Consider the following 24,849-nt stretch of genomic DNA (forward strand, 5'->3'; position numbering starts at 1 on the left):
TTTTATTTTGTTGTCATTACATAATTGCTTATAGAATCATTATTGATTAAAAAACTAATAATTAACCTAAGCTGTAAAGTTTTACATGATTATTTCATTAATCGCATCAATGAAATTTTGGTCTCAAGTTTATTGTGTATTGTTACTTTTTGCAATTTTTTTCCAGCGACTAAGCCAACCATCACGTCTTCTATCTTGAATTAGCATTGATTGCATACGAGCATGAATCAACTTATAAAGACTAATATTATTCTCATCTTTGTAAGGAATACCAGTTAACAAATAGAGCGCATCGGCGACATGTTCGACAGTCCAAATAGAGAATTTGTCATTATTAATTGCCTCAATAATGTCATCGCTTAAGCTTAAATGGCGCTGATTACTAGCAGGAATAATAACACCTTGTTGGCCTGTCAAACCTTGGTGCTGACAAACAGCAAAAAATCCTTCTATTTTCTCATTAACGCCACCAATAGATTGAACATGGCCAAATTGGTCAACAGATCCTGTCACAGCTAATTGCTGATCGATAGGTTGATTAGATAGTGCACTAATTAGCGCGCAAAGCCCCGCTAGTGAAGCGCTATCGCCATCAATCTCATTATAGGATTGTTCAAATACTAATGATGTAGAAAACGGAAGTTGATGATTGATTGCAAACTCCGACATAATAAACGCTTGCATAATCATCATCCCTTTAGAATGAATATTGCCAGCAAGATCGGTTTTACGTTCAATATCAATTAATTCACCGTCACCAAAATGGACAAGACAGCTTAACCGTGTTGGCTCACCAATCGCTTTTGGATAACCGGGGTATTCAATAACTGACAACCCATTAATCTGCCCAACCACTTGTGACTGAGTATCAATCAAAATTTGATTGGTAAAAATCTCATCATGGAACCGCTCAGCTAAATAATTTTCTCGCCATGCTTTTTGTTCTAAAGCCTTTGTGACGGCTGAAGCATCAATATTCTCATTTTCTATAAAATAAGATGAATTTAGCAGAATCGATTGCACCCATTCAACGCTAAGTGGTAAATAATATTGATCACCCGTATATCTTGTTGCGTGTTTATAAATTTTAGCAAAAGCAGATTGCTCAATTTTGGGTAGCGCTAAGTGGTGGCTTATAAATTGTAAATAATTCATCCAATCATTAATTCGCTGAGGTTCAGTTATATGCATTTCACTTTCAAATTCAGCGTAAATAGATGATGAATAAAATTCTGGTTCAAATTCCTGCAATTCAGCTAGAGAGAGCCTATCTCCGACTAAAATAATGCGTAAATCCAAAGGCATGGCAGGAATAGATAATGGTAATGGATGAGAATCATCAGCTGAAAACCATTCAAAAGTTTGTGACAGAACCATCTGTTTTAACTTAGCCCAAACTACTGGTTGCGCAAGCAGTGAACGCAATCCTAAAATTAAAACACCACCATTAGCATCATGAACTAAACCAGCTTGTAATTTGATTGGACTATTTTCAGGTTGCCTAACACAACCAAATAGTTTCTCCATATCAACGATTGTTGCTGATAGACAATTATCTTGGGATGCAAAATTATCTTGCTTACTTTTCGCTTCAGTTAAGGTAATTTTATTATCACTAAAGTAATAGCTATAACCTAAATGGGTCGTTGTGAGATTACGCTTTACCGACTGCTTTAATAAATCAAAAAAAAGCTCGCTTTCAGATGCTTTTAAAAGCACAAAGCGAGAACGATACTGCGTATTATGATTTTTGCACAATAAGGATACAGCAGCAGCAACGCGAGGTTGCCACGATAACAAATTGGTTAATCCATCACTGCATAAATTTGTTTTAATATCGCTATTATTTACAATGTCATTTACGTTAGGTTGGACTTCTTGAGAGTTGAGTTGTTTGATTGCCAAAGTTAGTATCTTTTTAATTAGCTATATTATTAAAGCAAATTATAACAAGTATCGATAGCAACGCCAACAAATAACCAAAGGCTTTATACTAAAAAAATTACGGAAAGATTTTAAAAAATCAGTTAAACTGTGACGTAAATTTCAATTAAGTTTTTCTTGGTAATTACTACAATTAAATATGCTCAAACTCAAAAACAATCATATCAAAGACGATAAAACCTCGCAGATAGTTAGTTGGGGGCATTGGTTTACGCTATTTAATATTCTGGTAGTCATTTTACTTGGTAGCCAATATTTGCTCATTGCTGATTGGCCCCGAACATTCATGGGGCGTTTTTATGCAATTATTAGTGCGATTGGGCATTTTAGTTTTCTTACTTTCATTGTTTATTTGATATTGCTTTTTCCGTTAAGTTTTCTTATTCACTCTTCACGATGGCAAAGGATTATTGCAACTATGGTTGCAACGATAGGAATTAGTTTACTGCTTATTGATGTTGAAGTTTTCTCGCATTTTAGAATGCATCTAAATTTATCTATCTGGCAACTATTTACCTCGGATAAAGCATCTTTTCTCAATAGTGCATTTATATTAATACCCTTTATTCTTTTGGTTGAAATATTATTCTCGATTTGGAGTTGGAAAAAGCAACGCAGTTTAAGTAAACGCAAACGTTTTGCCAGACCTGTAGTAATAGGTTTTATTCTATGCTTTGTCTCATCACATTTGATTCATATTTGGGCCGATGCTAACTTCTATCGTCCAATTACGATGCAACGATCAAGCTTACCGCTATCGTATCCGTTAACGGCGCGTCATTTTCTTGAGCGTTATGGATTTATTGAAGAGAATGGTTATCGTAATCGAGCAATTCAAGAAGGTAACCCATTTGCGATCGCTATTGAATATCCACTTGATAAAATTTCATTTAATGAAAATCAAGATAAACCGAATATCTTGATTATTGATATTAATGGTTGGAATGATCGACTATTAGCCAATAATATGCCTTGGCTGAAAGAATTTGCTAGCCAAAATATACAATTTACTAATCATTATGGCGCAAGTAGCCAAGCCTACTTAAATAACTTCTCATTATTCTATGGCCTTGACCCGAATTATTATAATAGTATCTTGGCCGGGCATAAGCCATCGGTATTATTCGAAACTGTAACTAAACAACATTATAACGTTGGTCTATTCTCTGCTGATGGTTTTTCTGAACCACTTTATCGTTATGCATTATTGTCTAATTTCACCACCCCAGATGGTAAAAAGCAGTCTAACAAGCAAACCACTGATAATTGGATGGCATGGCACGATGAACAAAATCAACTCGAAAACCACGCTCCTCTATTTTCTGTCATCCAATATTCACTGGGTGCCAAAAATAAAAAAATGCCAATAACCGAATTAGAGACAGATGCAAAAAAACTCGACCAATATTTAGAATCTTTAATTGCATATTTAACATTATCTAATGCATACGAAAACACCATAATTATTATTACCGGTTCTAATGACATAAAAATAGATGATGCTAAAAAATCTGCTTTACGTAATGATGAAATTAGCTTTAATCGAAATGCCTTAAAAGTACCATTAATTATTTCATGGCCAGGTAAAGAGGCAAAAGAAGTTAATAATATAACTTCTGAAACGGATATATTAAGAACATTAATGCAAGATGCTCTCAACGTCACCACACCTGCAAAACAGTATAGCCAAGGTCAAAATCTATTTAACCAACAAGAGCGTGAATGGATTCTAGCTGGAAGTGAAAATCAGGTTGCAGCGCTTTATGGTAATAAAACTGTGGTAATTGATGCGTATGGACGATCTAAAATCTATGATCTAAACGGTAACCAATTGAAAGATGAAAAGATAAACTTACCTACCTTCTTACAAATTGTCACCGAAAATCGTCATTTTATTGTGGTAGATAATTAAACAATGTTTTCCAAAGAGGTGAATATTACTTCACCTCTTTTCCCATTGCTTGTAGATCAGCATGATAAGATGAACGCACAAATGGCCCGCAAGCTGCATGGGTAAATCCCATAGCCAGCGCCATCTGTTTTAATTCATCAAATTCCTCAGGTGAAACATAGCGCTCCACTGGCAAATGATACTTACTTGGTTGGAGATACTGACCTAAAGTTAGCATGGTAACACCATGGCTACGCAAATCTTTTAAAACCTGAATAAGTTCTTCATTGGTTTCGCCTAAACCAACCATCAATCCTGATTTTGTGGGAATTTCGGGGTGTTTTTGTTTAAACGTTTCAAGTAATTGTAACGATCCCTCATAACTTGCTCCTGGACGTATTTTTTTATACAAACGAGGAATATTTTCCAAATTATGATTAAACACATCCGGAGGGTTTTCACTTAAAACCGCAACGGCTTCATCAACACAACCACGAAAATCAGGAGTTAAAGTTTCAATTTTTATATTCGGGCTTAATGAACGAATCTCTTGAGTACATGAAGCAAAGTGACTTGCTCCGCCATCTTTCAAGTCATCACGATCAACAGAGGTGATCACAACATAACGCAATTTCATCTCTTGAATTGTTTGCGCAAGCTTATTCGGTTCCTCACGGTCTGGTGGCAAAGGGCGACCATGAGCAACATCACAGAAAGGACAACGACGAGTACAAATATCCCCTAAAATCATAAAAGTCGCGGTCCCATGATTAAAGCACTCCGCCAAGTTAGGGCATGAAGCCTCTTCACAAACCGAATGTAATCCATGTTTACGCATCGTATTTTTAATATGCGTAATATTTTCTGTATTTGCCGACAACTTAATTCTCATCCAATCAGGTTTTTTTAAAGGAGCTGTATCCTCTATAGTGATTGAGGGAATTAGACGCGTTTTTTCGGCATCACGATATTTTGAACTGCGGATTTCAGTATTTTGCATAATTCACATCTTAATAGTTTGGTAGCTGATTAATAAAATAATCAGTCAATAAATGGTTAATCTCTTGGCGATCAATTTTTGAAACATATTGTTTCAACTGCGTCATTTCTAATCCAGCATAACCACATGGATTAATATAATTAAAAGGAGTGAGATCCATATCGATATTAAGGGCTAATCCATGTAAGGTACAGCCACGCTTAATATGTAATCCAAGAGAACAGATCTTCTGTTGATTGACATAAACGCCCGGAGCGTCTTGTTTTGAATAGGCGACTATCTCATAGTGTTTTAATGTTTGAATAACACTATTTTCTAAATAATTGACGACATCACGAATACCTATTTTACGCCTTTTTAAATCCAATAAGATATACATAATTTGTTGTCCAGGCGCATGGTATGTAATTTGACCACCACGATCAGTTTGCACAACAGGAATATCCGTTTTAGTAAGCAGGTGCTCAGGTTTTCCAACCTTACCTTGAGTAAAAACCGGAGGATGTTCAACTAGCCAAATCTCGTCTTGAGTTTGCTTATCACGCTGCTGAGTAAAATCATGCATAGCTTGATAAGTATGCCAATAAGGCATAGTGTTTAACTCTTTAATAATGACGTTTTTACTTGGCATATTATCTGTCAATTCAGTCTTAATTTAACAATAAATTAACAACTATATAGCAGATTTTACTATAACTTGACAACCGCTAACTATTCAAGGTATAACTCAAAACGCAGTATTCTTTCCAATCTCATGAGTTAAATTTGACTTATATCAAATAATTATCTTTTTATTTATATTAATAATTGAAATAGTTGATTAATTTAATAGGAATTAACATTCTTTTCAGAGCGGTGGTTTGCTTTACTTTTTAATGGAAACTGGCAGACTGATATCAATTAAGCATCCGTAATGCAAAGTTGAAGCTTATAATTTTAGTTATGGCGTCTGTTATAGCTAAGGATAGCAAAAACTGCATTTTTTAAACAAAAAAGAGGTTTTATATGTCGGACATGCAAATGAATGATATCGATCCAGTCGAAACAAAGGATTGGCTGGAAAGTTTAGATTCTATTATTCGAGAAGAAGGCGTCGAACGTGCTCAATATATTATTGAACAGATTGTCAATAAAGCTAGAGATGGTGGTGTACCTTTACTATTTGGTTCTTCAACCAGTAACTATATAAACACAATCCCTGTCGAAGAACAACCAGCATATCCAGGTGATTGGGAAATTGAAAGACGAATCCGTTCAATTGTTCGTTGGAATGCAATTATGATGGTCTTACGGGCTTCTAAAAAAGATTTAGAGCTTGGTGGTCATATGGCATCATTCCAATCTGCTGCTACATTTTATGAAGTATGTTTTAACCATTTCTTCCGTGCTCGCAATGAAAAAGATGGTGGGGATTTAATCTATTTCCAAGGTCATATCTCACCTGGTATCTACTCACGCGCTTTTATTGAAGGTCGTTTAACTGAAGAACAGCTTGATAACTTTAGACAAGAAGTTCACGGTAAAGGTTTATCATCTTATCCTCATCCCAAATTAATGCCGGAATTCTGGCAATTCCCAACCGTATCAATGGGGTTAGGACCAATTAGTGCAATCTTCCAAGCTCGCTTTTTAAAATACTTAAACCATCGTGGTTTAAAAGATACCACTGAACAAACGGTTTACGCGTTCTTAGGTGATGGTGAAATGGATGAGCCAGAAGCAAAAGGTGCAATCACAGTTGCAACACGTGAAAAGCTTGATAATTTAGTCTTTGTTATCAATTGTAACTTGCAACGTCTTGATGGTCCGGTAACCGGTAATGGCAAAATAGTGAACGAACTAGAAGGTGTGTTTGCTGGCGCTGGTTGGAATGTAATTAAAGTACTTTGGGGCGATCGTTGGGATAAATTATTGCAAAAAGATAAATCAGGGAAATTAATTCGTTTAATGAATGAAACTCTTGATGGCGATTATCAAACCTTCAAATCAAAAGACGGCGCTTATGTACGTGAACACTTCTTTGGAAAATATCCTGAAACGGCTGAATTAGTCAAAGATATGTCTGATGAAGAGATCTTCAGACTAAACCGAGGTGGTCAAGACCCCGAAAAAATGTTTGCTGCATTTGCAAGAGCAAAAGAGACAAAAGATCGCCCAACAGTTATTTTAGCCCACACCATTAAAGGTTATGGAATGGGTGAAGCCGCAGAAGCGAAAAACATTGCACACCAAGTCAAAAAAATGAATATGGATGGCGTTCGCCATGTTCGTGACTTCTTCAACATTCCGGTTACTGATGAAGCACTCGAAAAATTACCTTATATCAAATTCGAAGAACATAGCCCGGAATACAAATATATTCATGAACGACGTCAAGCATTACATGGTTATGTGCCTTCACGGCTAACTAAATTCTCAGGAACGGTTTCTATCCCTCCTTTAAGCGAATTTGCGCCGTTACTTGAAGCACAATCTAAAGAAATCTCAACCACTATCGCTTTTGTGCGTGCACTTAACATCATGCTAAAAGATAAAGACTTAGCACCGCGACTAGTACCAATTCTCGCTGACGAAGCGCGTACGTTTGGTATGGAAGGTCTCTTCCGTCAAATTGGTATATATAACCCACATGGTCAACAATATACCCCACAAGATAAAGAGCAAGTTGCTTACTATCGTGAAGATGAAAAAGGTCAAATTCTCCAAGAAGGTATTAACGAATGTGGCGCGACTGCATCATGGTTAGCGGCTGCTACTTCTTATAGTAATAACGATTTACCGATGATTCCTTTCTACATCTATTACTCAATGTTTGGCTTCCAACGCATTGGTGATTTAATGTGGGCGGCGGGTGACCAACAAGCTCGAGGCTTCATGATTGGAGGAACCTCTGGTCGCACAACATTAAACGGTGAAGGCTTACAACACCAAGATGGTCACAGCCATATTCAAGCATTAACCATCCCTAACTGCTTATCATACGATCCAGCCTACGCTTATGAGGTCGCGGTTATTATGCAAGATGGCTTACGTCGTATGTATGGTGAACAAGAAAATGTTTACTACTACATCACCACACTAAATGAAAACTATGCCCAACCTGCAATGCCTGAAGGTGCAGAAGAGGGGATTCGTCGTGGTATTTATAAGTTAGATACCGTTGAAGGCCAACAAGGCAAACCAACAGTTCAATTATTAGGTTCTGGATCAATGCTACGTCATGTTCGTGAAGCGGCTGATATCCTTGCTAAAAACTATGGCGTCAGTTCTGACATTTACAGTGTAACGTCATTCACCTTACTTGCTCGAGATGGTCAAGATTGCGAACGTTACAACATGTTACATCCGAGCGAAGAAGCAAAAGTGCCATATGTTGCTCAAATAATGAATAACAATCCTGCCGTTGTTTCCACTGATTACATGAAACTTTATGCAGAACAAATTCGAGGATTTGTACCAGCAGAAAGCTACCGAGTACTCGGAACAGATGGATTCGGTCGTAGTGATAGCCGAGAAAATTTACGTCATCATTTTGAAGTCGATGCATCTTATGTTGTGATTGCAGCACTAGGAGAACTAGCTAAACGTGGTGATATTCAGCCAAGTATTGTTGAAGACGCGATTAAAAAGTTCGAAATCAATGCTGACAAACTTAATCCACGTATTGCATAAGAGGTAAAAATAATGAGTATTGAAATAAAATTACCTGATATCGGAAGCGATGAAGTTGAAGTAACAGAAATCCTAGTTAAAGTCGGCGACAAAGTTGATGTAGATCAATCACTATTGACTGTTGAAGGCGATAAAGCATCGATGGAAATACCAGCACCACAGGCTGGTATTGTGAAGTCAATCATTGTCAAAGTTGGCGATAAAGTGACGACAGGTGTTAGTATTATGGAATTTGACGAAGAGGGCGCAAGCGCGTCAAAAACGCCTGCTCCAGAAGTTTCAGCTCCAGCTCCAGCTTCTGCGCCAGCACAAAATAGTAGCCAAGTAGTTGATGTTAATGTTCCAGACATTGGTGGCGATGAAGTAGAAGTGACTGAAATACTAGTTAAAGTTGGTGACTCAGTTTCAGTTGATGATTCACTTATCACCGTTGAAGGTGACAAAGCCTCGATGGAAGTACCCGCAACTATAGCTGGTACAGTAAAAAGCATCACTGTTAAAATTGGCGATAAAGTCAAAACTGGCTCCAAAATAATGGAGTTTGAAACGAATAGTGCACCCGTTAAAGCTGAACCTGCGCCAGCTCCAGCTCCTGCACCTGCACCTGCACCAGTTGCTGAGACAGCTAAACCTGCACCAACTGCAAATGAATTTGTAGAAAACGATGCTTACGCACATGCCACACCATCAGTTCGACGATTAGCAAGAGAATTTGGTATCAATCTTGCAAAAATCCAACCTACAGGCCCTAAACATCGTGTACTTCGTGAAGATATCCAAAACTATGTCAAAAATGCCGTAAAACAAGTTGAAAACGGTGGATCATCTGGTGCATTCCCTGGATTATTACCATGGCCAAAAGTCGATTTCAGTAAATTTGGTGAAATTGAATCTTTACCATTAACCAAAATTCAAAAAGTTTCTGGTGCAAATTTACATCGAAACTGGGTGATGATTCCTCATGTTACTGAATTTGATGAAACAGATATCACTGAACTAGAGGCATTTCGTAAGCAACAAAATGCTGAAGCAGAAAAGAAAAAACTCGACCTCAAAATTACTCCGCTTGTGTTTATCATGAAAGCCGTAGCGAGTGCTTTAACTGCTTATCCGCGTTTTAATAGTTCATTGTCAGAAGATGCACAAACCCTTATCATTAAAAAATACATCAACATCGGTGTGGCAGTTGACACGCCAAATGGTTTAGTTGTTCCTGTATTTAAAGATGTAAATAAAAAAGGCATTATTGAACTTTCACGTGAACTTGCTGAAATCTCCAAAAAAGCGCGAGACGGTAAACTGACAGGTAGTGATATGCAAGGTGGTTGTTTCACTATTTCCAGTCTTGGTGGCATCGGAACGACATCATTTACCCCAATTGTAAATGCGCCAGAAGTGGGCATACTTGGTGTATCTCGCTCAAGTATGAAACCAGTATGGAATGGTAAAGAATTTACACCACGCTTAATGTTACCTTTATCATTATCCTTCGATCACCGAGTGATTGATGGCGCAGATGGTGCACGCTTCTTAAGCCATATTGTTAATGTTTTATCCGACTTACGTCGACTAGTGATGTAAGGGGGGAAATCAGTTATGAGTCAAGATATCAAAACACAAGTTGTTGTATTAGGTGCTGGGCCAGCGGGTTATTCCGCTGCTTTCCGTGCCGCCGATCTTGGATTAGATGTGACATTAGTCGAACGCTACTCAACCTTGGGTGGTGTTTGCCTTAATGTTGGCTGTATTCCTTCTAAAGCATTATTGCATGTTGCAAAAGTGATGGATGAAGCAAAATCCCTCACCGAACATGGCATCCATTTTGGAACGCCAAAGTTAGAGCTCGACAAAGTTCGTGCTTGGAAAGAAAAGGTAATCAATCAGCTTACTAACGGGCTGGCAGGCATGGCCAAAATGCGTAAAGTTAATGTGATTCAAGGTGAAGCGCAATTCACCGGTAGTCACACAATGGATGTCACCTCTGCCAAAGGGATAACTAAAATTGCCTTTGATAATGCTATTATTGCAGCAGGATCTCGTCCAATAACCTTACCATTCATTCCTCATGACGATCCTCGTATATGGGACTCAACTGATGCGTTAGCATTAACCACTATTCCTAAAAAACTACTGTTAATGGGTGGTGGTATTATTGGTCTGGAAATGGGTACCGTATATCACGCATTGGGTTCAGAAGTGGATGTGGTTGAAATGCTAGATCAGGTGATCCCAGCTGCGGATAAAGATGTGATAAAAGTCTTTACCAAACAAATTCAAAAGAAATTTACCTTACGCTTAGAAACTAAAGTAAATACGGTCGAAGCCAAACATGATGCAATCTATGTCACCATGGAAAAGAAAGATGGAACCATCGAAACGCACACTTACGACGCAGTACTAGTGGCGATAGGTCGAGCGCCAAATGGTAAGCTTATCAACGCTGAAAAAGCTGGAGTAAATGTGACCGATCGTGGTTTTATTGAAGTCGATAAACAGATGAGAACTAACGTTCCACATATCTATGCGATCGGTGATATTGTGGGTCAACCAATGTTGGCTCATAAAGGCGTTCATGAAGGTCATGTTGCAGCTGAAGTGATAGCTGGTAAAAAACATTATTTCGATCCGAAAACCATACCATCCATTGCCTACACCGAGCCAGAAGTTGCCTGGGTAGGATTAACTGAAAAAGAAGCGAAAGCAAAAGGTATCGATTATGAGGTCGCCATATTCCCATGGGCAGCATCAGGGCGAGCAATTGCGTCTGATTGTTCAGAAGGGATGACTAAACTAATCTTTAACAAAGCCGATAATCGCCTTCTTGGTGGTGCGGTAGTTGGAGCAAATGGTGGTGAACTTCTTGGAGAGATCACTCTTGCTGTAGAGATGGGCTGTGATGCAGAAGATATTGCACTAACCATCCACGCTCACCCAACCTTACATGAATCAATTGGACTCGCGTCCGAAGTGTATGAAGGTACGGTTACCGATCTACCTAATCCAAAGGCCGTTAAAAAATAAGTAAAATCTATTCTTATCATTAAAATAATGCCGTTAGCTTACTAACGGCATTTTATTTTTCTTGCTTGAGAATATTAACTTCCCAAACTTCCCGATTAAATGAGTAAAAGAGGGGGAGATAACTATCTAATTCATCAGAATAATCTAACCTACTTTTATTATCCTGCGATTTTCAATCGCTAAATCTTTTCACATTATCGGAAAGTACGAATAAAAAATTACAATTTCAACAATCCTATTTATTAAAAATGATCTAATTATTCGCAAAATGATAAATTACGATATCAAAAAAAGTTGAGGAGCGGGGTTTTTGAAGGTTTTTTTTGCAAAATTATGGAAAATAAAAATGTGGCTAAAATTCTTTTTTATAATGAGAGTCTTCTAATTGATAGGGAAGATTTGATTTTAATATCATTAATAATTATTAATTGGTTGATCATTTAACTAACTAGCCAAAAGCAATAAAAAAGCCAGTTTTAAAAATAAGCATTAAACTGGCTTAATCGAGAATTTACTTCAACTAATTAAAAGAAGTATTTAAATCTTACACGAGCACCATAACGATCATCGGTGTTATCGCCATGAGATTTACTTCTATCAAGTAATGACCAATAAGCACCTAAATAGATATTAAAATTATCCATATCTAACACATCATCAATTAGATATGAGGCATTAACAGTATGAATTTTATATTTACCTTTGCTATTTATATGGCCATCTTTAACACGATTATATGGATTAAATTTTTTGATATCATTGTTCGCAAATAAGTAACCTAAGCCGATTTTTTCCCAAACAATATTTGTGCCAATGGTCATATCTTTTTCATCTTTAGCATTCATATAAGCAAAGCTGGCATTAAATCTTAATCCAGCTGCATCCCAATCGCCTTGATTGTTCCATGAAAAAGTCGCGCCATAACCTGTTCTTTGTGATTGATCGCGGAATTTACCGTTATCATCATGATAACCGTAAGCATTTTTTACCACATTTGTTTCGGCAGCAATTGCGGTTGAAATGCTTTCATTTTTCCAAGATAAAACTGGACGTAAATAGACCACATTTTTCTTCTTATCGATTTCATAACCATGATAAGCCGATTTATTAAACATTTTCTCGCCATTATTGACCAATGCATTTAACTCAAAATTGACATTATCAAATAGCGGTGTATTTAATTGAATACCGCCACCATTATTACTACGTCCACGACCCTCTTTCAACATATAGATATAGCCAAAGCCGTCTTCATATAAATCATTGGCAGTATTACCTGAATATTCAATAAAGGTATCTTGTCCAAGCGGGAACATATCATAAGCTTCATAACGACCAATTTTAATATTCCACTCGTTTTTCTGACCAAAATAAAATGCCGCATCATCCAGATTCACATCACCACCTAAATCTGCTAAGGGTTGCACCACGAATCCAGCAAAGTTTTTGTTGTTAATTTCACGATAGCCATCTAAACCAATCAATATACGACCATTGATATCCCAACGATCTTTGTCAGAAGGTTTATTTTTTTTATCAGCAGTCTCCCTCAAAGAACTAAGTTGCTGTTTGCTACTAGCGGCATCCACATTAAATTCGACGTCTCCATATAACTTTAACTGTCCTTGCGGAGTATCCCATTGAATAGCCGCATTTGCCATTGAACTTAACCCAATCAGACTACATATAAACATCTTCTTCATAAAATTAACTCCTTGAATAGTTATAATATTTAACAACAGTTTTATGTATGCGATAACAAAATTTAAAGCAAAATGGTGGTTCAATCTTAATAAAAGCGTTATTGATTCGTGATGACATCGTTTACAAATGATGTTATATGGAGTTAAGTAAATTTAAAATGACCAAAATTGAAATCTGTGACACGTGTAACATTTTTTATTCAATCTAATAATCATATCCTCACCAATACAGTACGATTAACAATATTGTTTAGCTTAGCCATAAGTAAGTAGAAACTGTATTTTAAAGGCAATTAAGTATATAATGCCGGGCAAATTCAATTAATCATTATCAAATATATAGAGTTATGAAACCTTCAATTATCAGTAAATTGGAAACGCTACAAGAGCGTTATGAAGAGGTTCAAGCATTACTATCTGATGCAACGGTTATTGCCGATCAAAACCGATTTCGAACCCTTTCAAAAGAATATGCACAATTAACCGATGTGGTTAAGTGCTTTGCTAATTGGCAGCAAACTCAAGAAGATATCGAAACTGCCAAGATGATGCTATCTGATCCTGAAATGAGTGAAATGGCTCAAGAAGAGTTAAATGAAGCCATGGCTCAAGTTGAACAGCAAGAAAAACAATTACAAGTACTCCTGTTACCGAAAGATCCGAATGATGACTACAACTGTTTTGTTGAAGTTCGAGCGGGCACAGGTGGTGATGAAGCTGCAATCTTTGCTGGTGATTTAGCCAGAATGTACACAAGATACGCCGAATCTCGCAACTGGCGTGTTGAAATCATGAGTGCAAATGATGGTGAATATGGCGGTTATAAAGAAGTGATCATGTTAGTCAGTGGTGATGGTGTTTATGGCCACTTAAAATTTGAATCAGGTGGACATCGTGTTCAACGCGTACCTGAAACTGAGTCACAAGGGCGTATTCACACATCTGCTTGTACTGTTGCTGTTTTACCTGAGATTCCTGAAGCAGAAATGCCAGAAATCAATCCAGCGGATTTAAAAATTGACACCTACCGTTCATCCGGTGCAGGTGGTCAGCATGTTAATACCACTGATTCAGCAATCCGTATTACCCATATTCCAACTGGGATTGTGGTTGAATGTCAGGATGAACGTTCACAACATAAAAACAAAGCGAAAGCGATGTCTGTATTAGTTGCACGTATACAAGATGCCGAAGCGCGCAAACGTCAACAAGAAGAAGCGTCAACCAGACGTAACTTATTAGGCTCGGGTGATCGTTCAGACCGTATCCGAACATATAACTATCCTCAAGGACGGGTTACTGACCACCGTATAAATCTTACCATTTATCGCTTAGATGAAGTGATGGAAGGTAAATTAGATATGCTAATTGAACCAATAGTACAAGAGTACCAAGCAGATCAGCTTGCAGCGTTATCGGAACAGGATGAATGACCTATTTAGAATGGCTTAAATTTGCGTCGCAAACCTTAACTGAAAGCGAAAGCCCAAAACGTGATGCAGAAATTTTATTGAGTTTTGTAACTCATAGAACACGCACCTTTTTAATGGCTTTTAGTGAAACATCATTAACTGACGATGAAGTCATTGCGTTAGATGCTTATTTAAAAAGACGTCAAGAAGGTGAGCCAATTGCCTACATAACAGGTGAAAAAGAATTTTGGTCATTAAAATTTAATGTCTCTAACTCGACATTAATCCCACGCCCCGATACTGAAAAGCTTGTTGAACTTGGTTTAGAATATTTGCCAAAGGCACCTTGTGAAGTTTTGGATTTAGGGACTGGAACCGGAGCGATAGCAATCGCCATGGCAACTGAACGTCCTGATTGCTTATTTACCGCAATCGAAAAAAACAAAGATGCGTTAATATTAGCTCAAAAAAATGCCAAGCAAATCGATGTTAATAATGTTTACTTTTTACTGGGTGATTGGTATAAACCAATAAAAAATCGTAAATTTTCTATGATTACCAGTAATCCCCCTTATATTGACCCGACCGATGTTCATCTATCGCAAGGCGACGTTCGTTATGAGCCTCGTAGCGCATTGGTTTCTGAAGATGATGGACTTGCCGATATTAAAGTCATAGTACAAGGCGCTACTAAACATTTAAATCAATATGGTTGGCTGCTAATCGAGCATGGTTGGAAACAGGGCTTAGCGGTGCAAACTATTTTTAAACAACACGGATTTCAATTAGTCGAAACCTTCACCGATTACAGTGGCAATGACAGAGTCACACTTGGTCGTTGGTTTAAACCTTAACTAGGAATGAGTTTATGATTAAACAAAAAAAAGTAAAAGTAGGTAATATCACGGTAGCTAATGATTTACCGTTTGTATTATTTGGTGGTATGAATGTGCTTGAATCACGTGATTTAGCCATGAAAATTTGTGAACATTATGTCACAGTAACCGATAAACTGAATATTCCTTATATTTTCAAAGCCTCTTTTGACAAAGCTAATCGCTCATCAGTTCACTCTTATCGAGGACCTGGGTTAGAAGAGGGGATGAAAATCTTTCAAGAATTAAAACAGCAATTTGGTATAAAAATTATCACTGACGTTCATACCGAAGAGCAGTGCCAACCCGTTGCCGATGTCGTTGACGTTATTCAATTACCTGCTTTTTTGGCAAGACAAACAGACCTAGTTGTTGCAATGGCGAAAACTGGTGCGGTAATCAATGTCAAAAAACCACAATTTGTTAGCCCAGGACAAATGGGCAATATTGTCGAAAAATTTGAAGAAGCGGGTAATGACCAAGTTATCCTTTGTGATCGTGGTAGCTGCTTTGGTTATGACAACCTTGTTGTTGATATGCTTGGCTTTAACGTAATGAAAAAAGTTAGCAAAGGTTCGCCAGTGATTTTTGATGTAACTCATGCGCTACAATGTCGTGATCCAATGGGGGCTGCGTCAGGTGGTCGTCGTGGTCAAGTTACTGAATTAGCTCGTTCAGGGATGGCGGTAGGTATTGCTGGATTATTCTTAGAATCACATCCTGATCCAAGTCATGCAAAATGTGATGGTCCATCAGCATTACCGTTAGCAAAACTTGAACCATTCTTAAAACAGATGAAAGCCATTGATGAATTAGTAAAAAGTTTTGAAGAGCTAGATACTGAAAACTAATTGCGCTATCAATTCCTAAGAGAAATGTTATACATTTCTCTTTTTTTACCTATTACTCACCCCATTAAACTTATTCATTTCATGACTAATTCTGCCCATAATTTCATGACTTAAAAACCATCAAAAAAATAGAGCTTGATTAATTTATCACGTAAAAAAAGAGCCAAAAATCCCACAAAAATAAGCCGAATTCTCATCATTTTGGTGATTTAGATCACGAATTTAGATTAATTAATTTGCGAACTAAAATATGTTTATGCATTATAAAAATGCATATTTGTCCAATCTCCACCTAAATATGTTTCGTAGTTTAGAAAGCAATTCAAAGTAATAACGAATTTAGTTTGGCTTATAGCATCCGATTAAAGCAATTTAGCGGTCAGTTATATAAATATGGGAATGAAATTATGAGTCTGGATAATGCACTTGGTTTACCCTATCGTTTTAATCATTTTACTAAACTTTTTTTATCGATAACCATTTTAACCAGTATATGCCCCGCACAAGCTCAGTATGCTAGTGAATTTATTGATGATGCATCATTAACCGGTAACGTATTTTTTTGGAATCGTGATCGAGAAAGAAAAAATATTGAAGAACATAAATATGAAAAAAACCTCAGGCACTCATCATTCAACACAAATTTAGATTTTAGATCAGGCTATATTGCTGATCACCTTGGTATTGAACTGGGCGGATATGGTGCATGGGAAGTCAGTAACGGTGGCAATGGTCATCCTAATGAAATTGGTTTTAGTGGCGCACGCACCCGCTGGGGTGAGGATTGGAAAAAAGATGTCAGTGGTGTGAGCTTTTATAAAGCACAGGTCAATTTTAAGCAAGATGAATTATTTTGGCTAAAAGCCGGTTTTATTCAGCCATCTGGTCAAACACTATTAGCCCCTCACTGGAGTTTATTACCGGGTACTTATCGAGGTTTTGAATTAGGCACAACGCTCGATTTTGATCAAGCTGGTGCCTTATCGATGTCTTATATGTGGACAGATAAATATAAAGCCCCATGGTACAAACGCCTTTATGAATTTAAACAATGGGGAAAAGGGAAGAAGATTGATTATCTACACTCAGCCGGTTTGAAATATGACTTTAAAAATGATTTAGTGTTAGAAACCGCCTTTGGTCAAGCCAAAAATTACATGAATCAATATTTTGGTAAAGCATCTTATAAAACAGACATGCTTGATAATCCGTTAACCATGAGTTATCAATTTTATGGCGCCAAAGACCAGTCTCATAAAGGGGATAAGGTCTATGACGGCTTAGCATGGTTACAAGCAGCAACATTAGCTTACCAAGTTGGACCAGTTGGTTTACGCCTTGAAGGGGTAGCAATTAAGGCTGAAGGTAAACAAGGCTTCTTTTTACAACGTATGACGCCAGATTATGCTTCATCTAATGGACGACTAGATGTTTGGTGGAACTCACGATCGGACTTTAATGCTAATGGTGAAAAAGCCCTATTTGCTGAAGTGACTTATGACTTAGGGAATCTATCAACGTATCTAACCGGCTGGAGAACGGGGGCATCTTATGCTTTTGGTTGGGATGCAAAACCAAATTCAATAGCAAAAAATCAAAAGAATCGCTTAGTTGAATCAGCTTACAATTTTGATTTAGGCTACACTATTCAAGACACTTGGGCTAAGGACACCTCTTTCCAATTACATTACACCAAATATAATAACCATGAAAATCATATCAACAGTTGGGGTGGTGGATATGGCAACATTTTCCAAGATGAACGAGATATCAAGTTTATTGTCACAATACCTTTCACTGTGTTTCAAGCAAAGCAAAAATAGGGAAATATTATGAAAAAATCTAAAATATTGTTTACTTCAATCGTTTCTCTGCTAAGTTTTGGAGTAGCTTCTTCGGCTTACGCTTCTCAGAAAATTGTTGATGAAATAAGTTCAAAGCTTAGTGTCAAATATACTATTGTTGATAATCAAGCTGGTGAACATGGTGTTGATTGTGCAATTTTAGGTGCTGATTGGGCATCTTGTTTCAAAGCCACAATCTCGTTAAACAATGATGGCGAAGCTATCAACGACAAAGATTGGGCAATCTATTTTAGTAGTATCAGAATGATATTGGCGGTTGACAATGATCAATTCAAAATCACTCATCTTACCGGTGATCTTCATAAAATAGAGCCAACTGAAAAATTTACCGGATTTCCGGCTAAAGCCAGCATAGATATACCTATTATTGGTGAGTATTGGCAGTTAAGCGAATCGGATGTTATCCCTCGTTGGTATGTAACATCCACCGACGCCACACCAAAAGTGATCAGTAATACTGAATTGGATGATTTTGTTTCCCTAACCGGTGAACAGTGGAAGCGCACGCCCGATGATCATAATATTTTAATGACGACGGTTAATCGATTTGAACGTAATGCCGATATTAAGCCACTTGATAAAAAGGTCATGCGCGGGCAAATTATTCCAACGCCGGTGAAACTTACCCTTGCTGAAAAAGATATACAGCTTGGTAAAAATGGCATTCATCTTCAATTAAAAGGACTTAATGACGCCAGCTTAGCCGTACTCAATCAACAATTTAACAATTTAAATATCCCATTAACAGATAAAGGTTATAAGATTCTAGCAAATGTTGATGCGACCAAATTTAAAAATGGCGTATCAGGTGCTTATCAACTGAATATTGGCGATAAGCAAGCGACTATAACTGCCTTTGATGAACGGGGAATTTTTTATGGTGTAGAATCGATCTTATCGTTGATTCCTGTTAACGAAAACCCAACCATTGCTATGCTAAAAGTCGAAGATTACCCACGCTTTGACTATCGTGGCATTATGTTAGACACCGGACGTAACTTTAAAACAAAGCAAGCGATGTTAAGATTACTCGATCAAATGGCGAGTTATAAATTAAACAAATTCCATTTTCACCTTAGTGATGATGAAGGATGGCGAATTGAGATCCCAGGTCTTCCGGAATTGACCGAGGTCGGTAGCAAGCGTTGTCATGATCTGAGCGAAAACAAATGCCTATTACCGCAATTAGGATCAGGACCTGATAGTGATAATTTAGGTAGTGGCTACTTTAGTCGTGATGATTACATTGAAATTGTCAAATATGCTAAAGATCGCTTTATTGAGGTGATCCCTGAAATTGATATGCCAGCACATGCCAGAGCGGCAATTGTGTCTATGGAAGCACGTTATCAACGCCTAATGCAAGAAGGTAAACAAGCAGAAGCTAATGAGTTTCGTTTAGTTGATCCAAGTGATGATTCAAATACCACAACGGTACAATTTTACGATCGAAAAAGTTACCTAAATCCTTGCTTAGATTCATCTAAACGCTTTGTCGATAAAGTGATCACTGAAATTGCCAAAATGCATAACCAAGCAGGACAACCACTGACTGTTTGGCACTTTGGCGGTGATGAAGCCAAAAATATTCGACTTGGTCCGGGATATCAAGATATCCACGCAAAAGAAACGGGTAAAGGCTTAATCGATCAAAGCATTGAAGATCTACCGTGGGCAAAATCCCAAGCCTGCCAAACATTGGTTAAACAAGGCACCATCAAAGATATAAAACATCTACCGAGTTATTTTGCTATTGAAGCCAGTAAAATAGTTAAAAATCATGGCATCAATCACATGCAAGCATGGCAAGACGGCGTAAAATATGCCGAAAGTGCCAAAGACTTCGCTGTCGATAAAGTCACTGTTAACTTTTGGGACACACTTTACTGGGGTGGTTTTGACTCAGCGAGTGAATGGACCAACAAAGGTTATCAAATAGTGATATCGAATCCTGATTATGTTTATCTTGATTTTCCTTACGAAGTTAATACGTTAGAACCCGGTTATTATTGGGCTACTCGTTTTAATGATGAACGTAAAATATTTAGCTTCGCGCCGAATAACTTACCCCAAAATGCTGAAACATCCGTTGATCGTGATGGAAACCCATTCAATGCTAAAGGCACGTTAGATTGGTCTGGCAGTTACGGCTTATCAGCACAACTATGGAGCGAAATTGTTCGTACTGATAATCAGATGGAATATATGATATATCCAAGGTTAATAGCGGTCGCGGAACGAGCATGGCATCAAGCTGATTGGGAAATTGCTTACCAAAAAGATCGTGAATTTTCGAAAGGAACGACGCATTATGTCGATCAAAACCAATTACTTAAAGATTGGACATTATTTGCTAATTTAGTGGGACAACGCGAATTATCCAAATTTGATTTAGCCAAAATTGCTTATCGCTTACCGACACCGGGGGCGAAAATTGAAAATGGTAAACTCATTGCTAATATCGTCTATCCGGGATTAGCCATTGAATATTCAACTAATCAAGGCGAAAGTTGGCAGCGTTATAAAGGACCCGTTGCCATTAACAATGTTGAACATGTATTGGTTCGTAGTGTCTCTCCAAATCAGAAAAGAACCAGTAGGGCTGTAGGCTTAAAAATGTAAAATATAATTCTTATCCGCTATTTTAGCGGATAAGAATAAATCCCAAAAAGTTGAAGGGTGATTAAGAAGGGGGATTAATTAGTGCAAAGTTTCCACATCTTCAGCATCATCATCACTGCCATCCTCGAAGTAGGTTCCCCAACCGTCATAATTAACCCCGAATTGGTTTGCCAATGTAATCACCTGAGCAATTTGATTATTGATTGACTCAGCATTTAACGGACTTTCAGCGATAATATCAAAACCAATAACAACATTGCCTTCATCATCAACATCCTCATCAGGATCGGTTGCTTCATAGCCTAATTTATAAGCTTCTACTGCCACTTTTTCGAGCTGATCGAAGTTTTGTGATGAAATATGGTGCTCAATAATATACATAGCATGTGGATCACTACCGTCTTCTAAAAGTTCCTGAATAATAGCAAGAGTGTCTTGCTGAGCAAGCTGAATTTGATCTTTCATAATATACCTTTTAGTGGTCGTGCAAATTGTGTGGTATATTACACGTTTAAAAATAATTTTCGAGAAAAAAGTGATTGTCGACTTACATTCGCACACAACTGCATCAGATGGCATCTTAACGCCAACTGAACTGGTTAAAAGAGCTGCAGATAATCAAATCAACATGCTAGCTATCACCGATCACGATACGATCAAAGGTTTGCCTGAAGCAAAAGAGGCTATCGTGCGTGAAAACTTACCAGTAAAATTGATTCATGGTGTAGAGATATCGACGATATGGAAAAATAGCGAAATTCATATTGTTGGATTGAATGTCGATATTGAAAATTCGCAGTTGCTTGAATTGTTATTAGTCCAAGAAAAAGGCCGAATTGATAGAGCAATAAGCATTAGTGAAAAATTGGCTAAAGTCAATATTCACGACGCTTATCAACAAGCCCAACAATATTCGAAAGGCGATATCGTTTCTCGAGCCCATTTTGCTCGCTTTTTAGTGGCTAATGGTTATGTCAAAGATATGAAACGAGCATTTAAAAAATACCTAGGCAAAGGTGGTTATGCTTATGTTCCGGCCAATTGTTGCGGTATTGCTGATGCGATTAATGCCATTCATTCTGCTGGTGGACAAGCTGTATTAGCACACCCATCTCGTTATGATTTGACCCTAACTAAATTAAAATTATTAATTAGTGAATTTAAAACATTCGGCGGTGATGCGATTGAAGTTTCACAAAGCCGACAAACACAAGATGATTTACAAAAACTAGCCAAACTGGCTAATGAATTTGAGTTATTGGCTTCGCAAGGCTCTGATTTTCATGATTTGGTTAATTATCTTGATTTAGGTAAAACAACACCATTGCCGGGTAGCGTAACACCTATATGGCATGATTGGGTATAAATTAAACCGTGATGAAAAACCCCGTTCCTCACATTTTTTAACCAGCAATCAACAAAGAAGAATATTATGAGCCAAACATTTTATGTTCACCCAGATAATCCACAAACAAGATTATTAGATCAAGTTGTCAAAATATTAAATGACGGCGGTGTGATAGCATTTCCGACTGATTCCGGTTATTCGCTAGGTTGTTTGCTTGATAACAAGTATGGTGTAGATCGCATTTGCCAAATTCGCAACCTTGATAAACACCATAACTTCACCTTAATGTGTCGTGATCTATCCGAACTCTCATCATATGCGTTCGTTGATAACACCACTTTTCGGTTGCTAAAAAACAATACACCAGGAAAATACGTCTTCATCTTACCTGCAAGTAAAGAAGTGCCACGACGCTTAATGAACGAAAAACGCAAAACCATAGGACTTCGCATTCCCGATAATAAAATAGATTTAGCGCTTCTAGAATTACTTGGACAACCTTTAATGACCACCACGCTAATTTTACCTAACGAAAATGAAGCCCAGTCTGATCCTGAAGAGATAGAAGATAAAATCGGTCATCAACTTGATGCCATCGTTCATGGTGGCTATATCAGCGAACAACCAACCACAGTTATTGATCTAACTCACGATTATCCTGATATTATTCGGGAAGGAAGTGGTGATACTTCACCTTTTAAATAAAAAAAATTAAACATTATATAGGGAAAGAAATGAAGAAAATAATGGCACTTATTTTAATTATAAGTATTGGATTAATGTCATTGGTACTCTATCTATCGATAAAACAGATCAATTTTATCAACTCTTCACTAAGTACTACCGGCACCGTTATTGACTTTGAAGAGTCGTATTCAAAAGATTCTAATGGCAATCGATCCGTATCTTATTATCCTATCTTTCAATTTGTTGATACTCAGGAACAAGTCAGAAAGGTTAAATCAAATGTTGGTAGTAATCCTTCAGCTTATCAGAAAGGTGATGTGGTTGATATTATCTATGATCCGCAAAACGCTGATCATGCTAAAATTAACGATACTTTCTCAATGTGGCTTGGAGAAATAATTTTAGGCATACTCGCAAGCCTACTATTTTTAACAAGTGGTGGTTATTTTTATTTTAAATCCAAAAAAAATAAACTAAAACGAGCATTGTTAGCAAGTGGCCGACAAATTGAAGCCAAGATAAATTCGATTGAAAAAAATACTGCATTAACTGTCCGAGGTCGCTCTCCTTACATCATTTATAGTCAGTGGCAAGACAGAACAGCACCCGATGAGATTCATCTTTTTAAAAGTGAAAACATTTGGTTTGATCCAAAACCTTTCATTAATCAAGAGACAATAACCGTCTATATTGATGAAGCAAACCCAAAACGTTATTATGTCGATATACGTTTTTTACCCAAGGTAAAATAAACCAACTTTAGATAAAGATACCTGTGAAGGTAGCGAGGCAAAATGAAAAAATTGAATTCTGAAAAATTACAAAAAGTATTAGCCAATTTAGGCAATGGTTCTCGCCGTGAGATTGAAGCCATGATCGTAGCTGGCAAAATTAGCGTTGACGGTAAAATAGCAACGCTAGGTGATCGCGTTGACGTCAATGCCAACCCTAAAATTCGCATCAACGGCCACTTAGTCCAGTTAAGAAGCAAAGAAAAAGAAGTCTGTCGTGTACTAGCTTACTATAAACCAGAAGGGGAGATCTGCTCTCGCCATGATCCGCAAGGTCGTGCAAACGTATTTGAACGATTACCACGAATAAAAAACGCACGCTGGATCAATATTGGTCGGCTTGATATTAATACCTCTGGATTATTACTCTTCACAACCGATGGCGAACTAGCCAACCGCCTTATGCACCCAAGGCATGAAATCGAACGGGAATATGCGGTACGAGTATTCGGCAATATTACCGACCAACAACTGAATCAACTTCGCAAAGGTGTACAGCTTGAAGATGGTCCAGCCGCATTTAACTCTATCAAACCACAAGGTGGGGATGGCTTAAATCAGTGGTTCAATGTGGTTATTACTGAAGGTCGCAACCGAGAAGTCCGTCGCATGTGGGAAGCCGTAGGTGTTCAAGTTAGCCGATTACTCCGAATTCGCTATGGTAATATCACCTTACCGAAAGGCTTATCTAGGGGTACATGGATGGAACTAGGCATAGACTCGGTTAATTACTTACGACAATTAGTAGGCTTACCAGAGGAAGTAAAAAGCTTTACCAGCAAATCAACCTCAGAAAAACGCATTCCAAAACGGGTAAAACTCAATCCAAGAACGAATAAACGCGTAAGCAAAACTCGCATTTAAAGTGCGATTAACCCTTAAATAAAATATTATTTAAGGGTTAAAAATCAATCCGCCAACCAATCTTAACTTCTTTCATCAAGATGATCCCTTTTTATCAATAGACCCATGAATTAAAACAATTATACGCATAATCTATCTTCAAATTTCTACAACTTTAATCAAAGCAGATTAAATAGTGAAAAGACGATACGCAAGTAAGCTAAAAATAAAAAAATAAAGAGAAATGAAAACTATCGTCTATAAACAAAAAAATCCCACAAAAAGTGAGATTTTATAAAAATTTAAAATCAGATTTCTAGGCAA

The 24,849-nt window shown here is 37.4% G+C and carries 18 protein-coding genes; 13 read left to right on the forward strand and 5 right to left on the reverse strand.

Annotated elements, in window-relative coordinates:
* Positions 1-129: 129 nt before the first annotated feature.
* On the reverse strand, positions 130-1,905 hold the full coding sequence (locus J3T98_RS00755) for an AAA family ATPase (protein WP_141673897.1): 1,776 nt from the start codon (positions 1,903-1,905) through the stop codon (positions 130-132).
* Positions 1,906-2,083: 178 nt separating this feature from the next.
* On the opposite strand from J3T98_RS00755, the gene J3T98_RS00760 reads away from it, so the two are divergent.
* Positions 2,084-3,856: a DUF3413 domain-containing protein gene (locus J3T98_RS00760; protein ID WP_267361888.1), complete on the forward strand. Its 1,773-nt coding sequence runs from the start codon at positions 2,084-2,086 to the stop codon at positions 3,854-3,856.
* A gap of 25 nt (positions 3,857-3,881) precedes the next feature.
* Here the strand turns inward: J3T98_RS00760 and lipA are convergent, their stop codons facing one another.
* Complete coding sequence (gene lipA, locus J3T98_RS00765; RefSeq protein ID WP_065734553.1) at positions 3,882-4,835, reverse strand: lipoyl synthase; 954 nt, start codon at positions 4,833-4,835, stop codon at positions 3,882-3,884.
* Positions 4,836-4,845: 10 nt separating this feature from the next.
* The gene (gene lipB / locus J3T98_RS00770; RefSeq protein ID WP_267330897.1) at positions 4,846-5,466 is read right to left on the reverse strand and encodes a lipoyl(octanoyl) transferase LipB; all 621 of its coding nucleotides are present in this window, start codon (positions 5,464-5,466) and stop codon (positions 4,846-4,848) included.
* A gap of 374 nt (positions 5,467-5,840) precedes the next feature.
* Here lipB and aceE point away from each other — a divergent pair, with 374 nt between their 5' ends.
* The 3 genes from aceE to lpdA are packed head-to-tail and all read left to right on the forward strand — an operon-like array spanning position 5,841 to position 11,528.
* Positions 5,841-8,507, forward strand: coding sequence for a pyruvate dehydrogenase (acetyl-transferring), homodimeric type (aceE, locus tag J3T98_RS00775; RefSeq protein ID WP_220224888.1), 2,667 nt, complete (start codon positions 5,841-5,843; stop codon positions 8,505-8,507).
* A 12-nt stretch (positions 8,508-8,519) separates the two neighbouring features.
* The gene (gene aceF, locus J3T98_RS00780; protein ID WP_416380599.1) at positions 8,520-10,088 is read left to right on the forward strand and encodes a pyruvate dehydrogenase complex dihydrolipoyllysine-residue acetyltransferase; all 1,569 of its coding nucleotides are present in this window, start codon (positions 8,520-8,522) and stop codon (positions 10,086-10,088) included.
* A 15-nt stretch (positions 10,089-10,103) separates the two neighbouring features.
* A complete protein-coding gene (lpdA, locus tag J3T98_RS00785) occupies positions 10,104-11,528 on the forward strand; it encodes a dihydrolipoyl dehydrogenase (protein WP_267361889.1) in 1,425 nt (474 codons plus the stop codon).
* A gap of 524 nt (positions 11,529-12,052) precedes the next feature.
* Here lpdA and J3T98_RS00790 read toward each other — a convergent pair.
* Complete coding sequence (locus J3T98_RS00790; RefSeq protein ID WP_267352659.1) at positions 12,053-13,231, reverse strand: carbohydrate porin; 1,179 nt, start codon at positions 13,229-13,231, stop codon at positions 12,053-12,055.
* Between the two features lie 347 nt (positions 13,232-13,578).
* Here J3T98_RS00790 and prfA point away from each other — a divergent pair, with 347 nt between their 5' ends.
* The 5 genes from prfA to J3T98_RS00815 all read left to right on the forward strand — a co-directional run bounded on the left by prfA (position 13,579) and on the right by J3T98_RS00815 (position 20,856).
* On the forward strand, positions 13,579-14,664 hold the full coding sequence (gene prfA, locus J3T98_RS00795) for a peptide chain release factor 1 (RefSeq protein ID WP_065561918.1): 1,086 nt from the start codon (positions 13,579-13,581) through the stop codon (positions 14,662-14,664).
* Positions 14,661-15,497 (forward strand): peptide chain release factor N(5)-glutamine methyltransferase, encoded by an 837-nt coding sequence (gene prmC / locus J3T98_RS00800; RefSeq protein WP_267337542.1) that lies wholly within the window; start codon positions 14,661-14,663, stop codon positions 15,495-15,497. Before prfA ends, prmC begins: the two co-directional genes overlap by 4 nt.
* Before the next feature lie 17 nt (positions 15,498-15,514).
* Entirely contained in the window at positions 15,515-16,369 is an 855-nt protein-coding gene (gene kdsA, locus J3T98_RS00805; RefSeq protein ID WP_065561962.1) for a 3-deoxy-8-phosphooctulonate synthase, read from the forward strand.
* 407 nt (positions 16,370-16,776) lie between these two features.
* On the forward strand, positions 16,777-18,192 hold the full coding sequence (locus tag J3T98_RS00810; RefSeq protein ID WP_267361890.1) for an OprD family outer membrane porin: 1,416 nt from the start codon (positions 16,777-16,779) through the stop codon (positions 18,190-18,192).
* 9 nt (positions 18,193-18,201) lie between these two features.
* Complete coding sequence (locus J3T98_RS00815; RefSeq protein WP_267361891.1) at positions 18,202-20,856, forward strand: beta-N-acetylhexosaminidase; 2,655 nt, start codon at positions 18,202-18,204, stop codon at positions 20,854-20,856.
* 78 nt (positions 20,857-20,934) lie between these two features.
* On the opposite strand, the gene rraB is transcribed toward J3T98_RS00815, so the two are convergent.
* A complete protein-coding gene (rraB, locus tag J3T98_RS00820; RefSeq protein WP_065561915.1) occupies positions 20,935-21,321 on the reverse strand; it encodes a ribonuclease E inhibitor RraB in 387 nt (128 codons plus the stop codon).
* A 70-nt stretch (positions 21,322-21,391) separates the two neighbouring features.
* Here rraB and rnm point away from each other — a divergent pair, with 70 nt between their 5' ends.
* The 4 genes from rnm to rluB all read left to right on the forward strand — a co-directional run bounded on the left by rnm (position 21,392) and on the right by rluB (position 24,546).
* Complete coding sequence (gene rnm / locus J3T98_RS00825) at positions 21,392-22,222, forward strand: RNase RNM (RefSeq protein WP_267361892.1); 831 nt, start codon at positions 21,392-21,394, stop codon at positions 22,220-22,222.
* A gap of 66 nt (positions 22,223-22,288) precedes the next feature.
* Positions 22,289-22,909: an L-threonylcarbamoyladenylate synthase gene (locus J3T98_RS00830; RefSeq protein ID WP_267361893.1), complete on the forward strand. Its 621-nt coding sequence runs from the start codon at positions 22,289-22,291 to the stop codon at positions 22,907-22,909.
* 29 nt (positions 22,910-22,938) lie between these two features.
* Positions 22,939-23,643 carry a DUF3592 domain-containing protein gene (locus J3T98_RS00835; RefSeq protein ID WP_081299434.1) on the forward strand — a complete coding sequence of 235 codons (705 nt, stop codon included), beginning with the start codon at positions 22,939-22,941 and terminating at the stop codon, positions 23,641-23,643.
* Positions 23,644-23,685: 42 nt separating this feature from the next.
* Complete coding sequence (gene rluB / locus J3T98_RS00840) at positions 23,686-24,546, forward strand: 23S rRNA pseudouridine(2605) synthase RluB (RefSeq protein ID WP_267330904.1); 861 nt, start codon at positions 23,686-23,688, stop codon at positions 24,544-24,546.
* Positions 24,547-24,849: the final 303 nt, after the last annotated feature.

Origin of the sequence: Gilliamella sp. B2772 (genome assembly GCF_026536985.1) — a bacterium.
In the GTDB taxonomy this organism is placed as follows: Bacteria; Pseudomonadota; Gammaproteobacteria; order Enterobacterales; family Orbaceae; genus Gilliamella; species Gilliamella apicola_E.

Coding starts and splice junctions, on each gene's coding strand:
- J3T98_RS00760 (WP_267361888.1), top strand. CDS start 2,084: ATGCTCAAACTCAAAAACAATCATATCAAAGACGATAAAACCTCGCAG.
- J3T98_RS00815 (WP_267361891.1), top strand. CDS start 18,202: ATGAAAAAATCTAAAATATTGTTTACTTCAATCGTTTCTCTGCTAAGT.
- J3T98_RS00835 (WP_081299434.1), top strand. CDS start 22,939: ATGAAGAAAATAATGGCACTTATTTTAATTATAAGTATTGGATTAATG.
- J3T98_RS00830 (WP_267361893.1), top strand. CDS start 22,289: ATGAGCCAAACATTTTATGTTCACCCAGATAATCCACAAACAAGATTA.
- prfA (WP_065561918.1), top strand. CDS start 13,579: ATGAAACCTTCAATTATCAGTAAATTGGAAACGCTACAAGAGCGTTAT.
- rraB (WP_065561915.1), bottom strand. CDS start 21,321: ATGAAAGATCAAATTCAGCTTGCTCAGCAAGACACTCTTGCTATTATT.
- lipA (WP_065734553.1), bottom strand. CDS start 4,835: ATGCAAAATACTGAAATCCGCAGTTCAAAATATCGTGATGCCGAAAAA.
- rluB (WP_267330904.1), top strand. CDS start 23,686: ATGAAAAAATTGAATTCTGAAAAATTACAAAAAGTATTAGCCAATTTA.
- J3T98_RS00790 (WP_267352659.1), bottom strand. CDS start 13,231: ATGAAGAAGATGTTTATATGTAGTCTGATTGGGTTAAGTTCAATGGCA.
- J3T98_RS00810 (WP_267361890.1), top strand. CDS start 16,777: ATGAGTCTGGATAATGCACTTGGTTTACCCTATCGTTTTAATCATTTT.
- prmC (WP_267337542.1), top strand. CDS start 14,661: ATGACCTATTTAGAATGGCTTAAATTTGCGTCGCAAACCTTAACTGAA.
- aceE (WP_220224888.1), top strand. CDS start 5,841: ATGTCGGACATGCAAATGAATGATATCGATCCAGTCGAAACAAAGGAT.
- lipB (WP_267330897.1), bottom strand. CDS start 5,466: ATGCCAAGTAAAAACGTCATTATTAAAGAGTTAAACACTATGCCTTAT.
- lpdA (WP_267361889.1), top strand. CDS start 10,104: ATGAGTCAAGATATCAAAACACAAGTTGTTGTATTAGGTGCTGGGCCA.
- aceF (WP_416380599.1), top strand. CDS start 8,520: ATGAGTATTGAAATAAAATTACCTGATATCGGAAGCGATGAAGTTGAA.